The sequence below is a fragment of the Jeotgalibacillus terrae genome (assembly GCF_016908195.1).
Lineage (GTDB): Bacteria > Bacillota > Bacilli > Bacillales > Jeotgalibacillaceae > Jeotgalibacillus > Jeotgalibacillus terrae.
The window spans coordinates 1-20,440 of sequence record NZ_JAFBDK010000017.1 but is presented as its reverse complement, the minus strand read 5'-3'; the positions used below and the strand labels follow the sequence as shown (position 1 = coordinate 20,440).

Genomic DNA, 20,440 nt, shown 5'->3' with positions numbered 1-20,440 from the left:
CCCAGCAGGAGAAGTCCGCATGCCCTGCGGAAAGCGTTCCCCCTTGAGTGGAAATCAACAGCCTCCTATAACAGAGGCATCTTTTTAAAACAAGTTACTTGCCACTCAATAGTTGTATGATACAATCATATAGTTGTATAATGCAAATACTTAATTCGATTAACGAAATTTTTAATAGAAAGAAGGATGAATATGACGACACACGCAGAAAGCCAGCCGGCAGCTGGAGCTGGGATTAATAAGGTGCCACTACTGATTGTGCTGATTTCAGGTGCTTTTGCAGCAATCCTCAACCAGACATTGCTCGCAACAGCCATTCCTGTCATTATGGAGGATCTGCAGCTTAATGCCTCAACTGCACAATGGCTCCAATCGATTTTTATGCTGGTAAACGGAATTATGATTCCAATCACAGCGTTTTTAATAGAAAGGTTCACAACGAGACGGCTGTTTTTAACAGCGATGGGATTATTCGCGTTTGGTACACTGGTTTGTGCCATTGCACCGAATTTCGGACTGTTACTGACAGGACGCGTCTTACAAGCATCAGGGGCAGGAATTATAATGCCGCTGATGCAGACGATTTTATTTCTAATCTTTCCGATTGAAAAAAGAGGACAGGCGATGGGCATGTTCGGATTAGTCATTGCCTTTGCACCGGCGATCGGACCGACGCTATCGGGCTGGATGGTCGATCAGTTCCCATGGAGAAGCTTATTCTACATTATCCTTCCGGTTGTTCTGATTGATATTGTTGTTGCGTATTTTATATTAAAAAATGTAACGAAGCAGACTTTCCCTAAAGTCGATCCTGCTTCAATTGCACTTTCAACCCTTGGATTTGGTGGACTGCTGTATGCATTCAGTACGGCTGGAAACAGCGGATGGGCGAGTCCACAGGTATTAGTTTCATTGATTGTAGGACTGATTGCTTTACCAGTTTTTATCACAAGACAATCCAAGCTTAAGCAGCCGATGCTTGAATTTAAAGTTTTCCGTAATAAAGTATTTACGATTACTACTATTATCGGAATGGTTGTATTCATCGCAATGATTGGCGGTGCAGTAGTATTGCCGCTTCTGATGCAGAATATGCTTGGATTTACTGCGTTTGAGTCAGGGCTGATGCTCCTGCCTGGTGCTGTGCTGATGGGCTTGATGAATCCTGTGTCAGGGAAATTGTTTGATATGTTTGGTGCACGCTGGCTTGCGATAACCGGTATGACACTTTTAACGATCACAACATTTATGTTTACGAACCTGACGACAGAAACGACATTTACTTATCTCGCTACTGTCAATGCTGTAAGGATGTTCGGGCTCGCGCTTGTAATGATGCCTGTTACTACAGCCGGACTGAACCAGTTACCGACAAGTCTGATTCCGCACGGGACTGCCATGAATAACACAATGAGACAGATTGCCGGAGCTGTTGGTACGGCACTTCTTGTTACGGTAATGTCAACTGCTGCTATTCCATCTGAAGGCATGCAGGGAATGGTGCACGGCGTAAATGTATCATTTATTGTTGCAGGGATTACAGCATTGGTTGGTCTGATATTAGCGTTTTTCGTTAAATCAAAAAAAGATATAGACCGGGATATAGCTGAACAAAACCGCAGCTGATCACATAGACAGTACTCAATCATGGGTACTGTCTTTTTTAATCAATTTTGGTGTTTTGTCTGGGAATTAAGGGTAAATAAAAGCATCACGGACAAGGTGGAGGAAATCTAATGACATTAAAAAGTTCAGGATTATTAACAAAAGAAGATATGGAAAGACATGAAAATTTGCCGGAATGGCTTGTGAATGAATATAAAACATTTGAGCAAACTGTACTGGATCCGACGTTTCCCTGCTATTTCGGGATGAAGGGTCAGCGCAAAGGAGAATTACGTTATGCATACATATCGCAGGATGACTGGACAAACCTGCCACAGGCTGTGGGAGAATTTTTAACATTATTTAATGAAGCAACAAAAATTAAGCACGGATTATTTATTTTTGTAGAGCCATTTGAAGAAGAAGGAAAGCTTGAAGCATACAGGGATCAATTCTGGGACATTATTCAATATCTTCATGATAAGGATACAGTCGAGTGGCCGGAGGATCATCCGAGAGATCCTGAACACTTTTTATGGGATTTTCATTTTAAAGGTGAACCGATTTTTGTATTCGGTAATGCACCTGCTTACAAACAGAGAAAAACACGTGATCTTGGAAACAGCATGGTTCTAGGGTTTCAGCCGCGGGCAATTTTTCAGGGACTTGAAGGTACTGAAAAAGGCGGCATTATGTCGCGGGAAAAGGTTCGTGAACGTGTAGAAGCCTGGGATCAACTGCCAAAGCATCCTGATATCAGCCATTACGGGGATCCTGATCACAATGAGTGGAAGCAGTCATTTATCGGGGACGATATCGAACCAATCACAGGCAAATGCCCATTTGTTCATAAAGAAATGAAAGTACATTCGTAAAGGAGTGAGCATCATGAAAAAATGGAGTAAAGAAAACGTCGTAAACACTTTACCAGTCAGAAAATCTGATGCTCACAAAGGGACTTACGGAACAGCATTGATTGCTGCAGGAAGCAGGTTCATGCCGGGCGCTGCTGTCCTGTCGGCAATTGCATGTATGAGAAGCGGCGTTGGAAAGCTTGAGGTGGGAACTGAAGAATCAGTCATTCCATATGTGATTCAGCACCTGCCCGAAACCACATTCGTTCCCGGGTTTTATGAGCGGCTGGATGACCTTCAATTTGACCATTATTCTGTACTCGCTGCAGGACCAGGCAGAGAGGAAAATGATGAGACTGAAAAAGTCGTACAGACTTTCCTCTCTACAGACCTGCCCGTTGTACTCGATGCAGGGGCACTCAGAGAAAGAAACTATCAAAAGCGCGAAGCCCCGATTATCTTAACACCTCATCCGGGAGAATTTATCAGAATTTCATCATAATGATAAAGAGCAGGTTGAACAAGACAGACAGGCTGCTGCGTCAGAGTTCGCGGCTCAGACTGGAGTTACTGTTGTATTGAAAGGCAAGGAAACGATTACTGCCTTTCCAGATGGTGAAACCTATATGAACACGACCGGTAATAGCGCACTCTCTAAAGGGGGAACAGGGGACACCCTGACCGGAATGATTACAGGCATGTTGTGCTGTCATGATGATTGGAAGCAGGCTATATTAAATGCAGTCTACCTCCATGGGGCATGCGCTGATCAATGGATTAAAACAAGATCACCACATACCATGCTGGCCAGTGAACTGACAGACCTGCTTCCTGAAGTTTGGAAAAAACACGAGCATAATTAAGGAAATGAACAAATTGTGAAATGTTGCACAAACTATTGCGTACCTGGTAAATATGCATTATTATAAAGGTAACAAATACATGTGAAACATTTCACAATAAACAAAGAGATAGTAGCACTTATTTTTTTAACATCAAATGTGAAAAGTTTCACAAATAAAAGGAGAGAAATAAGATGGGTGAAAAATGGTGGAACGGCAGAGTGGCAGCAGGGATTTGGACAGTGTTAAGAATCTGGCTTGGTGTACAATGGCTTCAGGCAGGCTGGGGGAAAGTGACAGGCGAATTTGATGCAACTGGTTATCTGCAGGGGGCGATTGCTAAAGCAGGAGGAGAAGCGCCGGTAGTGGCAGGCTGGTACGGTACCTTCCTTGAAACAGTTGCACTGCCAAACGCAGAGATCTTTAATATTCTGATTCCTTGGGGTGAGTTATTCGTAGGACTTGGTCTAATCGCAGGACTTTTAACAATGCCGGCATTAGCAGCAGGTGCATTCATGAACCTGAACTTCCTGTTAGCTGGCACAATCAGCACGAATCCGGTATTACTCGCAGCAGCAGTGATTCTGATGTTTGCCGGACACGCTGCAATCAGATACGGTCTGGACAGATGGGCAGTGCCTATGGCAAAAGAAAAAGTAACAAAGCGTACGCTGAGAGAAGCTCACGCTTAATAGAGGAAAAGCTGAAGAGTGTGTGCTCTTCAGCTTTTTTTGGTGTGTGGCGGATAGGAGTCGGTGTGCCGGATTAGGGCCTAGAGACTTTTTCCATCAATGCTGGAAACATTTCCTTCAATCTTGACGTATTTCCATCATTACTGAAATGGATTACTTCAGAATAGATTTTTATTCCATTAGTTTCTTGCAATTCCATCAAAGATGACAGCATTAATTCCATCATTCTTGTTGTAATTCCATCAGGTTTTATTATATTTCCTTAGCCCTGACGCGAGCGCCATCCGCTTTTCATGGGATCCAGCTCCAGGCGCTAGCTCCTCGGGTCATAAGCCACGCATCGGTAAACGGGAAGTTCGCCCGTTTTCCGCTCCGCGTCTTATGCCTGTCGGAGCTGAACGAGCGCCTTCCGCTTTTCATTATTGAGCTGTATATCCGCCGTCTACTAGCAGATTAATTCCTGTAACAAACTCATTCTCACACAAAAATACGATGGCGTGTGCGATTTCTTCCGGGACGCCGAGGCGGCCGATTGGGTGTTTTGCGACCAGTCCGTCATAATAATCGCCGAGTGCTTCTTTGTTGACCATCCCTGATTCTACATAACCCGGGTTCACTGAATTCACGCGGATTTTTTTATCGGCATATTCAAGTGCGAGTGATTTGGTCAGTGTGTTGACAGCTCCTTTGCTTGCATTATACGCAAATGCACCAGTCTGTCCGACAAAACCGAGGATCGAAGAAGTATTCACAATTGAACCGCCTCCATTTTTCATCATTTCCCTGATTGCATATTTTGACCCGTAGAATACCCCGTCCTGATTAACAGAGATCACTTTATGATAGTCCTCAGCCGTTAACTCATGGGTTTCTGCAAGCGTACCGATTCCGGCATTATTCACCAGGACGTCAAGCTGACCAAAGTGTTTAACTGTATACTCGATCATACTTCTGACAGACTCTTCATTACCTGTATCAACATGAATAAATGTAACTTTGTCAGAACCGAATCTTTCTACTGCTGCACTGCCGCCTTCTTCATTGAAGTCCGCGAGTACAACGTTCATACCTTTTTTCAAAAATGCTTCTACCGTTGCAAGGCCAATTCCTGAGGCTCCACCTGTTACGACTGCAGTCTTTCCGTTTAAATCAATCATATCCAATCCTCCTTAAAATTGACTTTCACTTTTAATGATTCGGGATTATTTATAAAACTCCTCTAATTTAAGGTGCCATTCACCATTTTTCTACCTTTACAACGATAAAATTAATGAATAGTATGATATTAGATTATAATTATATTTCAGGGGGATAGGTCCATGAGAAGTGACGATCTTCTTTACAGGGCGATGATGAACGGCATCAGAGAAATGGTTTTTATTGTGAAGGTTGAAACTGATGGTGAGTTCACATATGTATTTATAAATGAAGAAGCCAAAATGAGGTCCGGGCTTAGCGAATATGACTATGGGAAGCCTATTAAATCTTTACAGGACAGTCATGTAACAGATTATTTATATGAACAGTATAGATATGTAATCATGACAGGAGAAGAAGTGGTGTATAAAGATTCTTATCAATCTTCTTCAGGGGAAACCTATTATTCTAAAACCAGACTATCTCCGCTTTTGAATGAAGCAGGAAAGTGTGAATATATTACGGCACTCGTCCAGGACATAACAGAGTCTACGTGGGCTGAAAGAAGTGCAGTAGAATCCAAAAAAAGAGCAGTTGAGAGCAGGGAGCGCTTCAGATCATTATTTGAGCATAATCTGGATGCGATTATGTATCTAAATCTTAAGGGTGAAATAGAATCGCTGAACAAAGCAGCAGAAAGTTTGTTTATTGATGAAAATATCAGAGGAAAGCGATATTTTGATCTGATTTCCTCTACAGATCATCTTAAGGCATCGAATAGTTTTAAGTCTGTAGTTAATGGAAATGCTGAGTCTCATCGTCTATCAATCAAAACGAGAGAAGATGAGAAGGTTGAAGGATTGTCTTTGTTTGTACCGGTCTTTGTTGGTGGTGAATTAACGGGAATTTACTGGATTTTAAAAGATATTACAAGTGAAATGAAGGCGATGAGAAATTTTCATGAAAGTGAAAAGAAATTCAGAATTATAGCCGAAAATGCGCAGGATCTAATTACGCTGGTTGATCACAGGGGATTAATTATCTATACCTCACCGTCCTATAAAAAATTGCTTGGGTATATAGAGACAGATTTTGAAGGGAAGCCTTTTTCATTTGGTGTGGAAGAAAAGTACCTGAAAGAACTGGATGAAGCGTTTGTTCGGGCAATTAAAGAAGACAAGCCTTTTAAACTTCAGGTAAGACAGCTGAAAGGAAATGGCACACCGATTTGGACTGAGGTACAGGGGACGCCGGTTTTTGATGAAGGTGACGTGTTCAGTTATATGGTTGTAATTTCAAGAGATATCACGTTGACGAAGCAATATGAATCCAAGCTGAAACATTTTGCTTATCACGACTCACTGACCGGGCTGCCGAACAGACGAATGCTTGAAGAAGAAATGAAAAAGGAATTAGCGAAAGAAGATACAGTATTTTCAGTGCTGATCCTTGATATTGATCACTTTAAAACAATCAATGATACGATGGGGCACGATACCGGGGATGCAGTGATTGAAGAGTTTGCGATTCGTCTTTCAGGAAGTGTGAGACGGTCAGATCTGGTAGTAAGACTTGGTGGGGACGAGTTTGTGATCCTGCTGTATGATGTGGGTGATCAAGGGGTACTTGCTCAGATCGCTGAAAAGATCCTTCTGTCAGTCAGAAGACCGTGGATCTTACAGGGGGAGCCTTTTGGGGTGACGACAAGTATTGGTATGACAGTTGTAAATGAGAAGAATAATACGGCAGAAGAAATATTGAAAGCTGCAGATGATGCGCTGTATAAAGCGAAAGAACAAGGCAAGAACACCTATTCAGTTACCATGCTTAACTGACGTTCAATTTGCCTTCTTTTACTAAAAAAAGTATAGTGAAAAGGCAGAGAGTATCGAATGAAAGAGAGTGAACGTGATGGGACGTAAGTGGAATAATATTAAAGAGAAAAAAGCAGCAAAAGATGCGAATACAAGTCAGGTATATAACAAGTTTGCCAGAGAGATCTATGTAACGGCAAAGCAGGGAGAGCCTGATCCTGAGGCAAATACTGCGCTTCGCATGGTGTTAGACCGCGCAAAGACATATAATGTGCCAAAAGCCATTATCGAAAGAGCGATCGAAAAAGCAAAAGGCGGAGGCGAAGAGAATTATGACAGCCTGCGCTATGAAGGGTTTGGCCCTGCAGGATCAATGATTATCGTTGATGCCCTGACGAATAACGTAAACCGTACAGCATCAGAAGTGCGTGCTGCTTTTGGTAAGAATGGCGGGAACATGGGCGTGAGCGGTTCAGTGTCATATATGTTCGATTCTACAGCGGTTTTTGGTGTTGAGGATAAATCAGCTGATGAAATTCTTGAACTGCTGATGGAGCACGACATTGACGTGCGTGATGTACTTGAAGAGGACAATACTGTCATTATTTACGCAGAACCGGATCAGTATAATGCAGTTCAACAGGCATTAAAGGAAAATGGTATCACTGAATTCACAGTCGCTGAACTGACAATGCTTGCACAAAATGACGTATCTGTATCCGACGAAGATCAGGAGCAGTTAGAAAAATTACTTGGTGCGCTCGAAGAACTTGAAGATGTTCAGCAGGTGTATCATAACGTGGAATTTAATTAATTAAACAGTAAAAAGGGTGCCTGATGAGGGCACCCTTTTTGCGTCCGGAAGATTAGTTATCTTTTTCAACTTCATACGTGATCTGGTACTTAAACGACCCGGTATAAGCCTGGCCGAATGAGTTGACCGTGATGCGTACAACTTCATCGTGTACAAATGTCAGCGATGATCCTGCCTGAACAGCGATTGTTTCCTGACTGTTCTGGCGGAAGATTGTGACGTTAAGACCGTCTGTACTGAAGTTTTCAATCGTTGCAGCCATTGTGACCGGAAGAGAGTTTGGTTCTGTGTCGAAGATAATGTTGTTTGGTGTGTTTTGATTACCGGCAATCGGAGAGCAGTTTTCAAAGAGCATCAGTACCCGCTTGTCAGGACGAGGACGCTTTGGACAGTCGCAGTCACATTTTCCGATAGAACCAAGGGGCAGTTTGTAGTGGTTTTTGCAAGTCATATTTTTTCACCTCCTGATAATAGAATATGAAATTAATAGAGTTTGGACAGGGCATTCAATAAAAAAGGCTATATACCAGTGTTATTCAACCTGATATCTAGGGAAGCTAACTATTTATCTATACGGTAGGCAGGTATGGCAATACATATGCACTATATAAGATAAAAGACATATGTCATATATCACAATAAATTTATTGGAAAAATAAGAAAATCAACTCTATGAAAATATACAGAAATGACTGAATATTGTATATGTTCATTATTTTTAATAAATGGAAGGAGTGAATGAGAAAAGGTACACAAAAAAGAGTTTGGAAGGGGAAAAAGGATGAAAAAGAGATCGGCAAAATCACTCATTTCAACACTGGTACTTCTTTTGCTGCTGTCAGCATTCGGCATGGGGGCCGGAGCGAATACAGCGCCAAAAGATGCAGACTCACTGGCTCAGCTGAAAGGAGATTTTAACTTTCAGTCAGGAAAAGAAACAACTGTCATCATTGAATTAGAAGAACCTTCAATTGCTGAAGCGAAATCAATTGGCGTTTCCCAGTCTAAAGGGAACCTGAAAAATAAGCGTGGAGAAGTAAAATCATCTGTTATGAGCAAGATCGAGGGAGCAGAAATTCATAAAGAATATGACACTGTATTCTCAGGCTTTTCTCTGGAGCTTGCTGAAAAAGATGTACCTGAACTTCTTGCAGTTGAAGGAATTAAAGCTGTATATCCAAACGTTACATATACCGCTTCAGTAGTGGATGAAGCAACTCCTGTATCCCAGGATAACCTGAAAGCTGAAATGTTCGCCAGCGCTCCATTTATCGGATCTGACGATGCGTGGGCTGAAGGATTCACGGGTGAGGGTGTAACTGTCGCAGTTATTGATACAGGCGTAGATTATACACACCCTGACCTTGCACATGCCTTCGGGGATTACAAAGGATATGACTTTGTCGATAACGATCAAGATCCGCAGGAAACACCTGAAGGCGATCCGCGCGGCGAATCTACACTTCACGGTTCTCACGTAGCAGGTACAGTTGCTGCTAATGGGGCAATCAAAGGTGTAGCACCAGATGCGACACTACTTGCATACCGTGTTCTTGGACCTGGCGGCAGCGGTTCAACTGAAAACGTGGTAGCAGGAATCGAAAGAGCAGTACAAGACGGGGCTGATGTATTAAACCTGTCACTTGGAAATTCACTGAACGCTCCGGACTGGGCAACATCTATTGCACTTGACTGGGCAATGGAGGAAGGTGTGGTGGCAGTTACTTCAAACGGTAACAGTGGTCCAACGAACTGGACAGTCGGCTCACCTGGAACGTCACGTGAAGCAATCTCAGTTGGTGCAACGCAGCTTCCATACAATGTATTTTCTGCAGCAGTTGATACAGCAGGTGATGCTGAGTACCCATCTGCTAAAGTAATGGGCTTCCCATCAGATGAAGCAATTCTTGGTCTGAATGGTCAGGAATTTGAATTTGAATACGTTGGCCTTGGTGGTCCGGCTGATTTTGAAGGAAAGAACCTGGAAGGTAAAATTGCACTGATTCAGCGTGGGGATTACCCATTCGTTGAAAAGTCAGATAATGCAAAAGCTGCAGGAGCAGCCGGAGCAATTATCTTTAACAATGTAGAAGGGGAGCAGCCTGATATTCCGGGTATCTCACTGCCTACAATCAAAATGAGCAATGCAGATGGTCAAAAGCTGCTTGCTGAACTTGAAGCAGGTAACAACACAGTATCATTCAACGTTGAATTTGACCGTGAAGTAGGAGAGTCTATGGCTGATTTCTCTTCACGCGGACCTGTTGTTGATACATGGATGATCAAGCCTGATGTATCAGCGCCTGGTGTAAACATTATCAGCACAATTCCTACTCATAATCCTGCTGAACCGCATGGCTATGCAGCTCTTCAGGGAACAAGTATGGCAGCACCACACGTAGCAGGTGCAGCAGCACTTGTGCTTGAAGCAAATCCGGAGTGGTCAGTAGATGACGTCAAAGCAGCACTGATGAACACAGCCGCTGCAATCATTGATCCGGCAACCGGTGAAGAATACGCTCACAACACGCAGGGGGCAGGAAGCATCCGCGTACTTGATGCGATCGAAACAGAGATCCTTGTCGGAAGCGGAAGCCATTCATTCGGTAAATTCGTTAAATCAAACGGCAAACAGGTTGAACGCAATCACTTTGACGTGAAAAACCTGTCTGATAAAAAAGTAAACTATTCATTTGATGTTGACTTTGGTGAAAATAATCAGGCAATCAAGGTAAGCACAAGCGGCAACACGAAAGTAAATGCCAACAGTTCTAAAAAGATTAATATGAATGTACAGGTTGATGCCACGAAGCTTGATCCTGGCTATTATGAAGGCAGCATTATCATTTCTAATGGTGAGCAGACAGTAGACGTTCCAACGATTCTATTTGTCGGCGAACCGGATTACCCGCGCGTGACAAGCATGGGTGTCTATCAGGACGGAGATGTATTCACAATTGAAGGATATTTCCCGGGGGGAGCAGAAACAGTTGACCTGTTTGTCTATGAATCAAATGAAGCAGGTGCACCGCTTGCTTATGTAGGCGATATCGCAATTGTAGAAAACGTTGAAGCCGGATTCCAGACATTCGCTTGGGACGGGAAAGTAAACGGTCAGAAACTTGAAGCAGGAAAGTATTATAACGTTTATGCCTATGCAACACTAAAAGGACAGACTGACCTTGCAGGCGTTAACTTCCTGATGGAATAATAGTAATTGAACATCAAAAAAGCGCGTCAGAGAAATTTGCTCTGATGCGCTTTTTAATAATTGGTTTAACTAAAGATAAATATTATATTAGCACAGCTGGTGATTGTAGCGGAAGGGGGCGACTCCAGCAGGAGAAGCGTGACAGGTAAGACCCCGCAGACGCAAAGCGTCGAGGAGGCTTACCGCACGCCCTGCGGAAAGCGTCCCCCTGAAGCGGAAATCAGCAGCCAAACGGAAAGAGTTTTAATAATTTGCCCAAGCTTTATCATACATCTCAAGCAGGATCGGATCGATCAACGTATTCGGTTGAAGCTCAAACTCATTACCACGATCATCCGTTATATCACGATCAATATCCTTACCAAACGTTCTCAGACTCTGTAAGGTTTCTTCATTTAAAAACTTTGTCTCCACATTAAAGGTCATCTCATCGAGTGCACCTGACTCCTCGCGTTCAGCAAAGATAAAACCCCAGTCCCCAAAGCTTGGTACATCCACATGAAGGTTTTCCACACGCAGACCAGTCTCGCGGACTGTATGATCAATTGTCCAATAGACTTCTGTAGCAAAAGTCGGACTCGTAGCCTGTACCATCATGGCGCCGCCCGGTTCAAGTGAATTCCGCAACAGCTGATAGAATTGAAGTGTATAAAGCTTATTCAAAGACTCATTGTTAGGGTCAGGAAGGTCGACAATGATTACGTCATAAAATGTGTTCGACTGTTCCATAAATGAAAAGGCATCCTGGTGATGAACAGTGACGCGGGGATCGTCGAAAGATCCTTCATTCAATTGAAGGAGATCATAATTTGTCTCCGCAAGTTCAACAACTGCAGGGTCCAGATCAACTAAATCCACTTTTTTGATTTCATCGTATTTCCAAAGTTCCCGTAATACGAGTCCATCTCCTCCGCCAAGCACTAATACCCGTTCAGGTGATTCAGCAGCTTCAACTGCAGGGTGGACCAGCGTTTCGTGGTAACGGTACTCATCAGTTGAACTCATCTGAAGCTGTCCGTCAAGAAACAGTCTGACGTCTCCACGCTCTTTCGTGAGAATAATCTGCTGGTAATCTGTCTGTTCATTATAGATAATCGGATCCCGGTAAAGCTTCTGTTCAAAGGAAAAAGCCATTTCCTCACCCCAGAACACACCTGAAAACAAAATAAGAAAGAAGGTGATACCTGAGACGAGATGCAGTCGGAATCTTGTAATTTCTTTTCTGAAATAGTACAGCACCCAAAGTGCGACCGCTACATTAATTAATCCGACAATAAAAGCTGATTTCACAAGTCCGAATTCAGGGCGGAGGAAAAATACAAACAGCAGTCCGCCAATCAGTCCGCCGGCATAGTCTGAAAAAAGAACACGTGCGGTGCTTTTTCTGAGGGTGACACCAATATCATTCGCTTTTCTGATCAGTATAGGAAGCTCAAGTCCCGTTAAGCCGCCAACGACCAGCGTAATTCCGTAAAGAAAAATCGCATCTGTTCCATCAGGCAGAAATGCTGTCACACCGAAGAATAAAAAGGTGGATAATCCGCCGATGATACCAATTGCATATTCAATCCAGATGAATGAAGGGATCAGGTTTCTGGTTACGCGTTCACTGATTGAAGCACCGATCCCCATTCCAGTTAAAAAAAGCGAGATGGTGAGCGTATATTGCTTCACACCATCTCCCAAAATGTAAGAGCCAGCAGCTCCGAATAATACTTCAAATATAATGCCGCAAATTGAAACGATTCCTGAAGCCCAGTAGATTGTTTTACTCTGTCTGATGCCAAGTTCATTAACTGTCTTCATGGTGAAACTCCTAACCGATTATATTATGTAATGGACGCGCCGATTACAAAAGCCAGGCCTACTGAAACGCCAAAGCTGATAATACCTACTGCAAGATTTCCTTTATGAAGCTGCTCCTCAACTGAGAACTTTCTTGTGAAAAGTTCAAATAACAGATAACCGATCATCTGTAATACAACACCAAGGCCGCCCCAGATTAATGTTTCCCACACAGCAAAACTGTGGTAGATAGCGAATGCAAGAATAATACTGATACCGATAATTTTTCCACTGATCGACAGAGCTACAGCTTTGTTACCGGCAAGGATTTCATCCCAGTCTTTATATTTTGTTGTAATGAGTTCAAAAACTGCCAATCCAACCAGGATCACAACAATTGCAATTGCAAAGTACATAATAGTAAGTAAAAATGGTTCCATTTCAGTTGCTCCTCTCAAAATAAGTTTTATTTTCCAAATCCGACTCCGCCGCCGCGATTACTCGAACCACGAATCGTAGGCGTTGAGTTTTTACCAACGTAAGAACCGGCAGAATTATATCCACCATAACAGCGCTCAGGATTAATATTACATTGTCTGCTTCTCGAATCGTACCAGTTATTTCCGAAAATATTTGAGATCAGACTCGCCAGCAGATACCCCTCAAAAAAGCTTGGACCATAGTTGTTACGGGCAAATTCCTGCTCAGCTACTTCGATCATAGTATTGTCAGCATCCTCTTCCGACTCAGTCAGTGTGACAAAGACATCATCATAGATGAAAATCTGTTTTCCATTATTAATTTCACTCATTTCATCAGGTGTTTCATGACTTTGTAATGAATCAGATACAGAGGAAAGATTTGTGTTTTCTGCCTGATAGATTCTTGCATAGCGATCGCTGTTTTCTGCGCTTTCAACTGTATCGTATAAAGTGTATGTAGTGCTGATATAATCTTCAATGCCGTCTTTAAATATTGAGCCCCCGCTGTTGCCGCAGGCTGCTGTAAACATCATAACTGTAATAATCATCACTGACATGATTGACCGTTTCATATTCTCACCGTCCTTTCAACAAAGCTATATTCTATACATAGTTGCAGCAGTGCCCGGCTTTCAGGTCAAAACTCACCAGGCAAAAACCATTCGCCGAACTTTACACCTAAAGAAGGGCACAGGTGACAATTTGTCACGCTGGCCCTGAAATTGTTACTCTTTACCCATTTTTTTCTTCAATGCTGCAAGTTCATCATCAACACTGTTATCAAGTGAATCAAACTCGTCATCAAGGCTGCGGTTTGACTGACGGAGGTCTTCACTTGTTTCAGCCTCAGCTTCAAACTGCATAACCTTTTCTTCCATTCTCTCAAATCCGCCGCGTGAAGCATCATTGTTGATTCCTGAAAGTGTACGATTCATCTTCGTGCGTGTTTTAGCTGATTCAGCACGTGCTTTCAGAGAATCCTTTTTCATTTTCATTTCGTTATATTCTTTCTTCATTTCATCAAGCTTTGTTCTTAGGCCGGCAACATCTTCTTTAGCTCTTGCATAAGACTCCTGCAGTGAAGATGCCTGGTCTGCATGATTCTTTTTATCTTCAAGCGCGCGACGTGCAAGGTCTTCGTTACCTGATTCGATTGCTTTCATTGCCTGATCTTCACGCTTTTTCATCATGCTTTCCGCGTCTTCAACTTTTTTCTGGAGCATTTTTTCGCTGGCAATCTGCTTTGCTACTGCTGTTTCCACTTCACGGATATCTGCTTCCATTTCACGCATGAACTGATCAAGCATTTTTACCGGATCTTCCGCCTTATCAAGCATTGAATTTAATTCTGATCCTACTACGGTTTTAACTCTTTTGAAAAATTGAAACATTTGTCATTCCTCCAATATTTTTAATGTGATCCTGCAATGATTTTTAATTCATATTCTTCAATACTGTATCCTGTACTTGCTTCAACGTCACCGCCCCAGATTTCAACGGATAAAGCTTTCTCATCATCTTCATCATAGTATTCAGCGTATTTACACTTAACACCATCAACATTCTGACTTCTGCCTTCACCTTTGACAATCGCCGAACCTGTTTCATCAAGATAATAAGTTGTGCCTTCATACTCGATTTCCTTTGGCAGGGGCTCCTGGAGTTTCAGCGTTGATTTTTTGTAAATGCCAAGTTCGAGTTCGTCATCCATTTCAACGCCAAGCCAGATTACTTCCTGTACACCCTGAAGCTGATAGGCTGACCATTTAAAGCCATGATCATTATAAGACAGCTTTCCAACCACTTCATAATCCTGAAGGTCATAAGTAACAATGTCACCGATTTTCAAGTTATGAACGGTTCTGTCTTTTACTTCAGGCCGTGTATCCTGTTTTCCGCCAAACAGCCGCTTAAAAAAGCTCATCTGTTCATCATCCTTTTTTCTATGTCTTTCCTGTTACAATACCTTATACGCATCAAAAAATAAAAGGTTTCATCTTTATGAAAAATATCAAACTTTTTTGTGAGTTGAGTGATCTAATAGATAGAAGGTAAGTGAGGGGGAAGCATATGGAACTTGAAGAATTGGTGTCTGACGCCATAAAAGGAGATGACGGGGCGTTTGTGAGCCTGATGCAGGCATGTAAAACTGATTTATATAAAACAGCTTATGCCTATTTAAGAAATGAAGCTGATGCAATCGAAGCAGTTCAGGAAACAACCTGCCGTGCTTATCAATCAATTCAAACACTGCAACACCCCGAATATGCAAAAACCTGGCTGATCAGGATCATGATAAATGTTTGTCAAACGGAACTTCAAAAGAGAAAGAAAGTGACAGTGCACCCGTTTTTAGAAGATGAGCGTTCAGTTGATCATCAGCATTCCACTATAGAAACCACAGAAGCGCTTGAAAGTCTAAGTCCGAAAGAAAGAGAACTGATTCATCTTAAATATATTCAGGATTTAACGATCAGACAGGTTGCCGAAGTGCTGGAAATGCCTGAAGGAACAGTGAAGACTAAGCTTTATCAATCATTGTCACGATTGAAGCGCTGGTTTGAGAAGGGGGATGACCAACATGTATCAAAATGAAAAAAACCGGTTAAAAGAATACAAAAGATCACTCGAGCAGCAGCCAGTGCCTGAAGAGCTGCTTGATGATGCGATTCTGAGCGGAATGAAAAAAGCACAGCAAAAGAAACAGCCTGCTTTTAAAAAGTGGGTGATTCCTCTTACCACTGCCGCTGTTCTGGTCTTTGCTTTTGTAATGACAGTCAGAGTGTCACCTGTCATGGCAGGACATATTTCTTCCATTCCGGGTATGGATCGGATTGTTGAATTGATCCGTCATGACAGGGGTCTTCAAACTGCACTGGAGAATGAATACTTTGAACAGTTGGACGTCAGCCGTTCGAAGGAAGGTGTCATCGTCACAATCAACTCTGCTATCCAGGATGAGCAGGGACTCGTACTGTTTTACACTGTAGAGATTCCCGAGCCGGTAAGAGACCCATTTTTCTCAGTTACTGAACTTCTTGATGAGAATGGAAATAAAGTGAAGGCATCTTTTTCAACAGGATCAGGTGTAGGCGATGATGCAGATCCTGAGAGTACCTTGCACACTGGTTCAGCCAACTTCTTTTTTGAAAAAGGATATTCACCCGGTAGGGAGCTGACAGTGGTATTCGGTGACAGGCAGAATCAGCATGTATTTGACGGTGAAATCGAAATACCGATCACGTTATCTACTGAAAAAGCTGAAACTGAAACGTATGAACTGAATAAAACAGTCAGTATTGAAGGACAGGAACTCACGATTAAGGAAGTGAATATTTCGCCGATCAGAGCCAGTGTGGAGTTAGTGCCTGATCCTGATAATGAAAAAAAGATCCTTGCCTATGAAGCAATGAAGATGACAGATGAGAATGGTGAAGAATGGAAACAGTCAACAGATGGCCTGACATCCACGGGAGATGCAGAAGCAAGAACCGTTTATTTTGAAAGCAGCTATTTTGATATGCCGGAGGAACTTTCACTGATTATTGGAAAAGTGCAGGCAGTTGATCGTGAACAAGAGGCTATGACAGTTGATACAGATACTGGCGAAGTGATATCGGCTCCGGATGATTCAGGTATTACTTTTACATCCATTGACCGCCTGGGACTTGAACTTGAGATTAACAGGCCTGATTTTGGTTACAGCCTGTTCAGTCAGGCGACTGACGCTGAGGGTGAAACTGTTGATATTCCATCAGCAGGATATCGATCTGATGAACATAAATCAATGATGAATTTTACATTTGAAAACGGAGATTATGTAAACCCTCTGACAATTGACTTTGCATTTTATCCGGGATGGATTGAGTCAGATGAAGTGATTAGTATTTATCAGTAGAGTAGATGAGTGAGAAATGCGCGTGCTCATTTGCTGAGTGAGTATGTAAGTGTACGGGCGGCAGAACGGGTGAAGAAAATAGGGGACTGTCTGATGGAATAAATGAATGGGCCTGAAGGAATTCGCAGCCCGCCAGTCCCGACACTGCCGCTATCACCATCCCCGCCAAAACCAAAGGCCGGAGCACACAGCTCCGGCCTTTCACTATACATTATGATATTTTTGACTGTTTGTTCTCTGAATCGTACAATTCGCTGTACTCTTCCTCAGAAAGATCCTGATCTTCATATTCAGACTCAGTCTCTTCCTCATAGTTTTCTTCAATATCGTGATCATCAGAATCATCATCTTCATTGAAAACGTCATCTGCAGCTGCCAGGCTTTCGTCAGGCAGTTCAAACGTTGCGATCAATGCCTGAAGCTCCTCAGCCATGCCTGTAAGTGCTGCTGATGAAGAGGTGACTTCCTCCATTGAAGCGAGTGTCTGTTGAGCAGCGGCACTGACGCTTGCAGAGTGGTCATTTGTATCTTTCGCAATACCTGTCATGCTGCCCACAGTTTCAGTTACTTCATCTGATTTTGCCGCAATAGACTGAGCTGTTTCATTCATCTGTTCAATTTGTGACGTCATCTGTTGAATAGAGCCGACGATCAGTTGGAATTTTTCTCTCGTATCCTGTGCTGATGTAATGCCGCGTTCTACTTCTGCTTTTACAACATTCATTGTATCAACAGAGTGGGATGAATCTTTTTGCATTTCAGAGATGAGATCATTAATTTTAAGTGTAGATCCGGCTGACTGTTCTGCAAGCTTTCTGACTTCATCAGCTACCACTGCAAATCCTTTGCCATGTTCTCCTGCGCGTGCAGCTTCAATGGCTGCATTCAGTGCAAGGAGGTTTGTCTGATCAGCAATTCCCCGGATGACCTCAAGAATTGAACCGATTTCATCTGTACGTGCTGAGAGGTTTTGAATCGCCTGATCAGACTCACCAACACGTTGGTTAATTGATTCCATATTGTTAACCGTGTTCTCTACAAGTGATCCGCCTTCATTCGCATGGGTCAGAGATACATTTGAATAACGTTCAATCTCATTCGCATTTTCTGCAATCGTCTGAATGCCGGCAGTGACGTTTTTAAGAGAATCAACACTACGGTCTGCGGCCGTTACCTGGTCTTCAGACCCGCGTGAGATTTGTTCAATTGAACCAGCTGTCTGTTCAGTCGCTTTGGATGTCTGCTCAGCATTTGCTGACAGCTCTTCTGATGAAGCAGCTACCTGTGCGGAGTTGAGAGAAATCTTTTGAATCAGATTCTTTAAGTTATCCTGCATCGCAATAAATGAATGCTGCAGCTTAGCGATTTCATCTTTCCCTTTCATTGGGACAGTATGTTCTGTTAGATCACCATTTGCTACTTTTTCTGCCATTGCAGTCATTGATTTCAATGGCTTCGTGATACGTGAAGTCAATACCACGCCGAGCAGAATCGCAATCAGAAATGCTGCACTCATCATAATAGTAGAAAGTGTACGTGCCTGGTCAATTGCTGCGTTTGATGCAGCTAAAGTAGAGGCAATATCTTCATTGATGATGGCGATCATATCATTTGATTCGCCTGCAAGCTGATTCGCAATCCGTGTCATTGATCCTGTTGCTGTTGTACGGGCAATTTCAGGGCTTGACTCAAACACTGGCAGAAGCTCTTCACCGATTGATAGCAGTTCAGCGTTCTTATCAGTAATGGATGATAGGAGCTGTAAGGATGCGTCATCATCAATGAGTGTTTGAATCTTCTCACCGATTGCTGCAGTTTCAGCGTTCAATTCGTAAAAGCTGTCTAAATAGATTGACTGCGAGGATAATAAAAATCCTCTATATGTACTGTTTTGTTCATGAACCGTGCTTTCAAGTTCAAGTATTGCTGCACGAGCCTCGAATAATGATTCAGTGACATCTTCAAATGTCTGACTCATTGAGCGCATGTTTATATAGGAGTAAACGCCTGATGCTGCAAAAATCAGTGCAACGACCACGAATGCTGATACTAGCTTTTGACCTACAGAACCTTTCATCATGTCATCCTTTCTGCTTGTATATATGGGTAAATAGTAATGATCATTCTCCATAATATTATGTGAAGAAGTATTTCGAGTCAAGAAAAGATTTAGATGATTCACAAATTTCTAACACAAAATTCTTAAGGTGCAACTCAGCTGAAGGGACTCCAATGCCGGCAAATAAAAAAGACACCTGATAAGCAGGTGCCTGTAACAATTATGATTCGTTTTCTAATGCTTCCTGACAATGTTTACTGCAAAAAGCACGGACAGTTTCGATTTCATCATCTTCGAGCTCGAAGTCGAGAACTGACCCATCGCTTGTTTTAATCAGATCATATTTTACAAGCTGTTCTTCGCCGTCTTCGATCTTATAAAGCACTTTAAGCTGGACGTCTCCATCCTCGAACAGTTCGTCTTCCGCATCATTTTCAAGTTCCAATAACAGTTCATAACGATCACCGGTCAGAATCCCGAATGAATCATTTATTTTCTCAACAGTATAAGATGTAATATTCATTAAAGTTGTGCCACCTTTCATATATGATTGTTTCAGTATACATCAAAGCGGCTATTGTATGTACGAAAGGACGAAAAGGAGGGATTATATATGAAATTAAAAGATAAGAAAGTCATTGCGTTAGTCAGTGACGATTTTGAAGACTTAGAACTTTGGGTCCCGGTTATGCGTCTGAGAGGCGAAGGGGCAATCGTTCACATCGTTGGTGAAAAAAACGGCGAAGTCTATAAAGGGAAGTATGGTGTGCCTGCTGAAAGCGATTATGCGTTCAGTGAAATTCATGTGAATGAATATGACGGCATTCTTGTGCCCGGTGGCTGGTCACCGGATAAGCTCAGAAGATATAAAGAAGTGTTAGATATGGTGAAATATATGGATCAGCACGAAAAAGTGATCGGTCAGATCTGTCATGCGGGCTGGGTCCTGATATCAGCCGGTATTCTTGAAGGCCGGAATGTAACGAGTACACCTGGCATTAAAGATGATATGACAAATGCCGGAGCGATCTGGCATGACGAAGCGGTTGTCACTGATGGTCATATTGTTTCAAGCAGAAGACCACCTGACCTTCCCGAATATGGAAATGCACTTGTAGAGGCATTTGCGAAGTAAAGTAACAAAGGCCGGGCTGATATGCTCCCCTCTAAGTAGACAGATTAAAAACAAAAATCTGTTTGCCTAGGGGGGAGCTTTTCTATGTCTTATAAACGTTATTCTCTTGAGT

General features: G+C 42.6%; 18 protein-coding genes and 1 pseudogene. 10 read left to right on the top strand and 9 right to left on the bottom strand.

Going from position 1 to position 20,440, the window contains the following annotated elements; all coding sequences use genetic code 11:
- The first annotated feature begins 192 nt into the window (after window positions 1-192).
- The 4 genes and pseudogenes from JOD21_RS14990 (at window position 193) to JOD21_RS14975 (ending at window position 3,993) form a co-directional block, all read left to right on the top strand.
- Window positions 193-1,626, top strand: coding sequence for an MDR family MFS transporter (locus tag JOD21_RS14990; protein WP_204730401.1), 1,434 nt, complete (start codon window positions 193-195; stop codon window positions 1,624-1,626).
- A 110-nt stretch (window positions 1,627-1,736) separates the two neighbouring features.
- Window positions 1,737-2,480, top strand: coding sequence for a YqcI/YcgG family protein (locus JOD21_RS14985; RefSeq protein ID WP_204730400.1), 744 nt, complete (start codon window positions 1,737-1,739; stop codon window positions 2,478-2,480).
- A gap of 13 nt (window positions 2,481-2,493) precedes the next feature.
- Window positions 2,494-3,322, top strand: a pseudogene (locus tag JOD21_RS14980) (NAD(P)H-hydrate dehydratase).
- A 173-nt stretch (window positions 3,323-3,495) separates the two neighbouring features.
- Window positions 3,496-3,993: a DoxX family protein gene (locus JOD21_RS14975; protein WP_041121956.1), complete on the top strand. Its 498-nt coding sequence runs from the start codon at window positions 3,496-3,498 to the stop codon at window positions 3,991-3,993.
- Between the two features lie 419 nt (window positions 3,994-4,412).
- Here JOD21_RS14975 and JOD21_RS14970 read toward each other — a convergent pair whose 3' ends face one another.
- Window positions 4,413-5,150 carry an SDR family NAD(P)-dependent oxidoreductase gene (locus tag JOD21_RS14970; RefSeq protein ID WP_204730399.1) on the bottom strand — a complete coding sequence of 246 codons (738 nt, stop codon included), beginning with the start codon at window positions 5,148-5,150 and terminating at the stop codon, window positions 4,413-4,415.
- A 162-nt stretch (window positions 5,151-5,312) separates the two neighbouring features.
- On the opposite strand from JOD21_RS14970, the gene JOD21_RS14965 reads away from it, so the two are divergent.
- Both JOD21_RS14965 and JOD21_RS14960 read left to right on the top strand, forming a co-directional pair.
- Window positions 5,313-6,965 (top strand): diguanylate cyclase domain-containing protein, encoded by a 1,653-nt coding sequence (locus tag JOD21_RS14965; RefSeq protein WP_204730398.1) that lies wholly within the window; start codon window positions 5,313-5,315, stop codon window positions 6,963-6,965.
- Window positions 6,966-7,041: 76 nt separating this feature from the next.
- Complete coding sequence (locus JOD21_RS14960; protein ID WP_204730397.1) at window positions 7,042-7,758, top strand: YebC/PmpR family DNA-binding transcriptional regulator; 717 nt, start codon at window positions 7,042-7,044, stop codon at window positions 7,756-7,758.
- Between the two features lie 52 nt (window positions 7,759-7,810).
- Here JOD21_RS14960 and JOD21_RS14955 read toward each other — a convergent pair whose 3' ends face one another.
- A complete protein-coding gene (locus JOD21_RS14955; RefSeq protein ID WP_204730396.1) occupies window positions 7,811-8,209 on the bottom strand; it encodes an S-Ena type endospore appendage in 399 nt (132 codons plus the stop codon).
- A 330-nt stretch (window positions 8,210-8,539) separates the two neighbouring features.
- Between JOD21_RS14955 and JOD21_RS14950 the strand changes: the two genes are divergently transcribed.
- Window positions 8,540-10,969, top strand: a complete 2,430-nt coding sequence (locus JOD21_RS14950; RefSeq protein WP_204730395.1) for a S8 family serine peptidase — start codon at window positions 8,540-8,542, stop codon at window positions 10,967-10,969.
- Between the two features lie 243 nt (window positions 10,970-11,212).
- On the opposite strand, the gene JOD21_RS14945 is transcribed toward JOD21_RS14950, so the two are convergent.
- The 5 genes from JOD21_RS14945 to JOD21_RS14925 form a co-directional block, all read right to left on the bottom strand.
- Window positions 11,213-12,775: a polyamine aminopropyltransferase gene (locus tag JOD21_RS14945; protein ID WP_204730394.1), complete on the bottom strand. Its 1,563-nt coding sequence runs from the start codon at window positions 12,773-12,775 to the stop codon at window positions 11,213-11,215.
- A gap of 23 nt (window positions 12,776-12,798) precedes the next feature.
- Window positions 12,799-13,194, bottom strand: coding sequence for a DUF350 domain-containing protein (locus JOD21_RS14940; RefSeq protein ID WP_204730393.1), 396 nt, complete (start codon window positions 13,192-13,194; stop codon window positions 12,799-12,801).
- A gap of 26 nt (window positions 13,195-13,220) precedes the next feature.
- Entirely contained in the window at window positions 13,221-13,808 is a 588-nt protein-coding gene (locus tag JOD21_RS14935) for a DUF4247 domain-containing protein (protein WP_239581626.1), read from the bottom strand.
- Between the two features lie 153 nt (window positions 13,809-13,961).
- A complete protein-coding gene (locus tag JOD21_RS14930) occupies window positions 13,962-14,627 on the bottom strand; it encodes a PspA/IM30 family protein (protein WP_204730392.1) in 666 nt (221 codons plus the stop codon).
- A gap of 20 nt (window positions 14,628-14,647) precedes the next feature.
- Window positions 14,648-15,160 carry a DUF4178 domain-containing protein gene (locus JOD21_RS14925; protein ID WP_041121965.1) on the bottom strand — a complete coding sequence of 171 codons (513 nt, stop codon included), beginning with the start codon at window positions 15,158-15,160 and terminating at the stop codon, window positions 14,648-14,650.
- 146 nt (window positions 15,161-15,306) lie between these two features.
- Here JOD21_RS14925 and JOD21_RS14920 point away from each other — a divergent pair, with 146 nt between their 5' ends.
- Window positions 15,307-15,831, top strand: a complete 525-nt coding sequence (locus tag JOD21_RS14920; protein ID WP_204730391.1) for a sigma-70 family RNA polymerase sigma factor — start codon at window positions 15,307-15,309, stop codon at window positions 15,829-15,831.
- A complete protein-coding gene (locus tag JOD21_RS14915) occupies window positions 15,818-17,134 on the top strand; it encodes a DUF4179 domain-containing protein (RefSeq protein WP_204730390.1) in 1,317 nt (438 codons plus the stop codon). Before JOD21_RS14920 ends, JOD21_RS14915 begins: the two co-directional genes overlap by 14 nt.
- 211 nt (window positions 17,135-17,345) lie before the next feature.
- Here the strand turns inward: JOD21_RS14915 and JOD21_RS14910 are convergent, their stop codons facing one another.
- Window positions 17,346-19,211, bottom strand: a complete 1,866-nt coding sequence (locus tag JOD21_RS14910) for a methyl-accepting chemotaxis protein (RefSeq protein ID WP_204730389.1) — start codon at window positions 19,209-19,211, stop codon at window positions 17,346-17,348.
- 202 nt (window positions 19,212-19,413) lie between these two features.
- The gene (locus JOD21_RS14905) at window positions 19,414-19,716 is read right to left on the bottom strand and encodes a DUF6509 family protein (protein WP_204730388.1); all 303 of its coding nucleotides are present in this window, start codon (window positions 19,714-19,716) and stop codon (window positions 19,414-19,416) included.
- A 90-nt stretch (window positions 19,717-19,806) separates the two neighbouring features.
- On the opposite strand from JOD21_RS14905, the gene JOD21_RS14900 reads away from it, so the two are divergent.
- Window positions 19,807-20,328 (top strand): type 1 glutamine amidotransferase domain-containing protein, encoded by a 522-nt coding sequence (locus JOD21_RS14900; protein ID WP_204730387.1) that lies wholly within the window; start codon window positions 19,807-19,809, stop codon window positions 20,326-20,328.
- Window positions 20,329-20,440: the final 112 nt, after the last annotated feature.

What these genes read in the sequence shown, in the direction of transcription:
- JOD21_RS14990 (WP_204730401.1), top strand. Translation starts at nt 193, where the DNA reads ATGACGACACACGCAGAAAGCCAGCCGGCAGCTGGAGCTGGGATTAAT.
- JOD21_RS14985 (WP_204730400.1), top strand. Translation starts at nt 1,737, where the DNA reads ATGACATTAAAAAGTTCAGGATTATTAACAAAAGAAGATATGGAAAGA.
- JOD21_RS14975 (WP_041121956.1), top strand. Translation starts at nt 3,496, where the DNA reads ATGGGTGAAAAATGGTGGAACGGCAGAGTGGCAGCAGGGATTTGGACA.
- JOD21_RS14970 (WP_204730399.1), bottom strand. Translation starts at nt 5,150, where the DNA reads ATGATTGATTTAAACGGAAAGACTGCAGTCGTAACAGGTGGAGCCTCA.
- JOD21_RS14965 (WP_204730398.1), top strand. Translation starts at nt 5,313, where the DNA reads ATGAGAAGTGACGATCTTCTTTACAGGGCGATGATGAACGGCATCAGA.
- JOD21_RS14960 (WP_204730397.1), top strand. Translation starts at nt 7,042, where the DNA reads ATGGGACGTAAGTGGAATAATATTAAAGAGAAAAAAGCAGCAAAAGAT.
- JOD21_RS14955 (WP_204730396.1), bottom strand. Translation starts at nt 8,209, where the DNA reads ATGACTTGCAAAAACCACTACAAACTGCCCCTTGGTTCTATCGGAAAA.
- JOD21_RS14950 (WP_204730395.1), top strand. Translation starts at nt 8,540, where the DNA reads ATGAAAAAGAGATCGGCAAAATCACTCATTTCAACACTGGTACTTCTT.
- JOD21_RS14945 (WP_204730394.1), bottom strand. Translation starts at nt 12,775, where the DNA reads ATGAAGACAGTTAATGAACTTGGCATCAGACAGAGTAAAACAATCTAC.
- JOD21_RS14940 (WP_204730393.1), bottom strand. Translation starts at nt 13,194, where the DNA reads ATGGAACCATTTTTACTTACTATTATGTACTTTGCAATTGCAATTGTT.
- JOD21_RS14935 (WP_239581626.1), bottom strand. Translation starts at nt 13,808, where the DNA reads ATGAAACGGTCAATCATGTCAGTGATGATTATTACAGTTATGATGTTT.
- JOD21_RS14930 (WP_204730392.1), bottom strand. Translation starts at nt 14,627, where the DNA reads ATGTTTCAATTTTTCAAAAGAGTTAAAACCGTAGTAGGATCAGAATTA.
- JOD21_RS14925 (WP_041121965.1), bottom strand. Translation starts at nt 15,160, where the DNA reads ATGAGCTTTTTTAAGCGGCTGTTTGGCGGAAAACAGGATACACGGCCT.
- JOD21_RS14920 (WP_204730391.1), top strand. Translation starts at nt 15,307, where the DNA reads ATGGAACTTGAAGAATTGGTGTCTGACGCCATAAAAGGAGATGACGGG.
- JOD21_RS14915 (WP_204730390.1), top strand. Translation starts at nt 15,818, where the DNA reads ATGTATCAAAATGAAAAAAACCGGTTAAAAGAATACAAAAGATCACTC.
- JOD21_RS14910 (WP_204730389.1), bottom strand. Translation starts at nt 19,211, where the DNA reads ATGAAAGGTTCTGTAGGTCAAAAGCTAGTATCAGCATTCGTGGTCGTT.
- JOD21_RS14905 (WP_204730388.1), bottom strand. Translation starts at nt 19,716, where the DNA reads ATGAATATTACATCTTATACTGTTGAGAAAATAAATGATTCATTCGGG.
- JOD21_RS14900 (WP_204730387.1), top strand. Translation starts at nt 19,807, where the DNA reads ATGAAATTAAAAGATAAGAAAGTCATTGCGTTAGTCAGTGACGATTTT.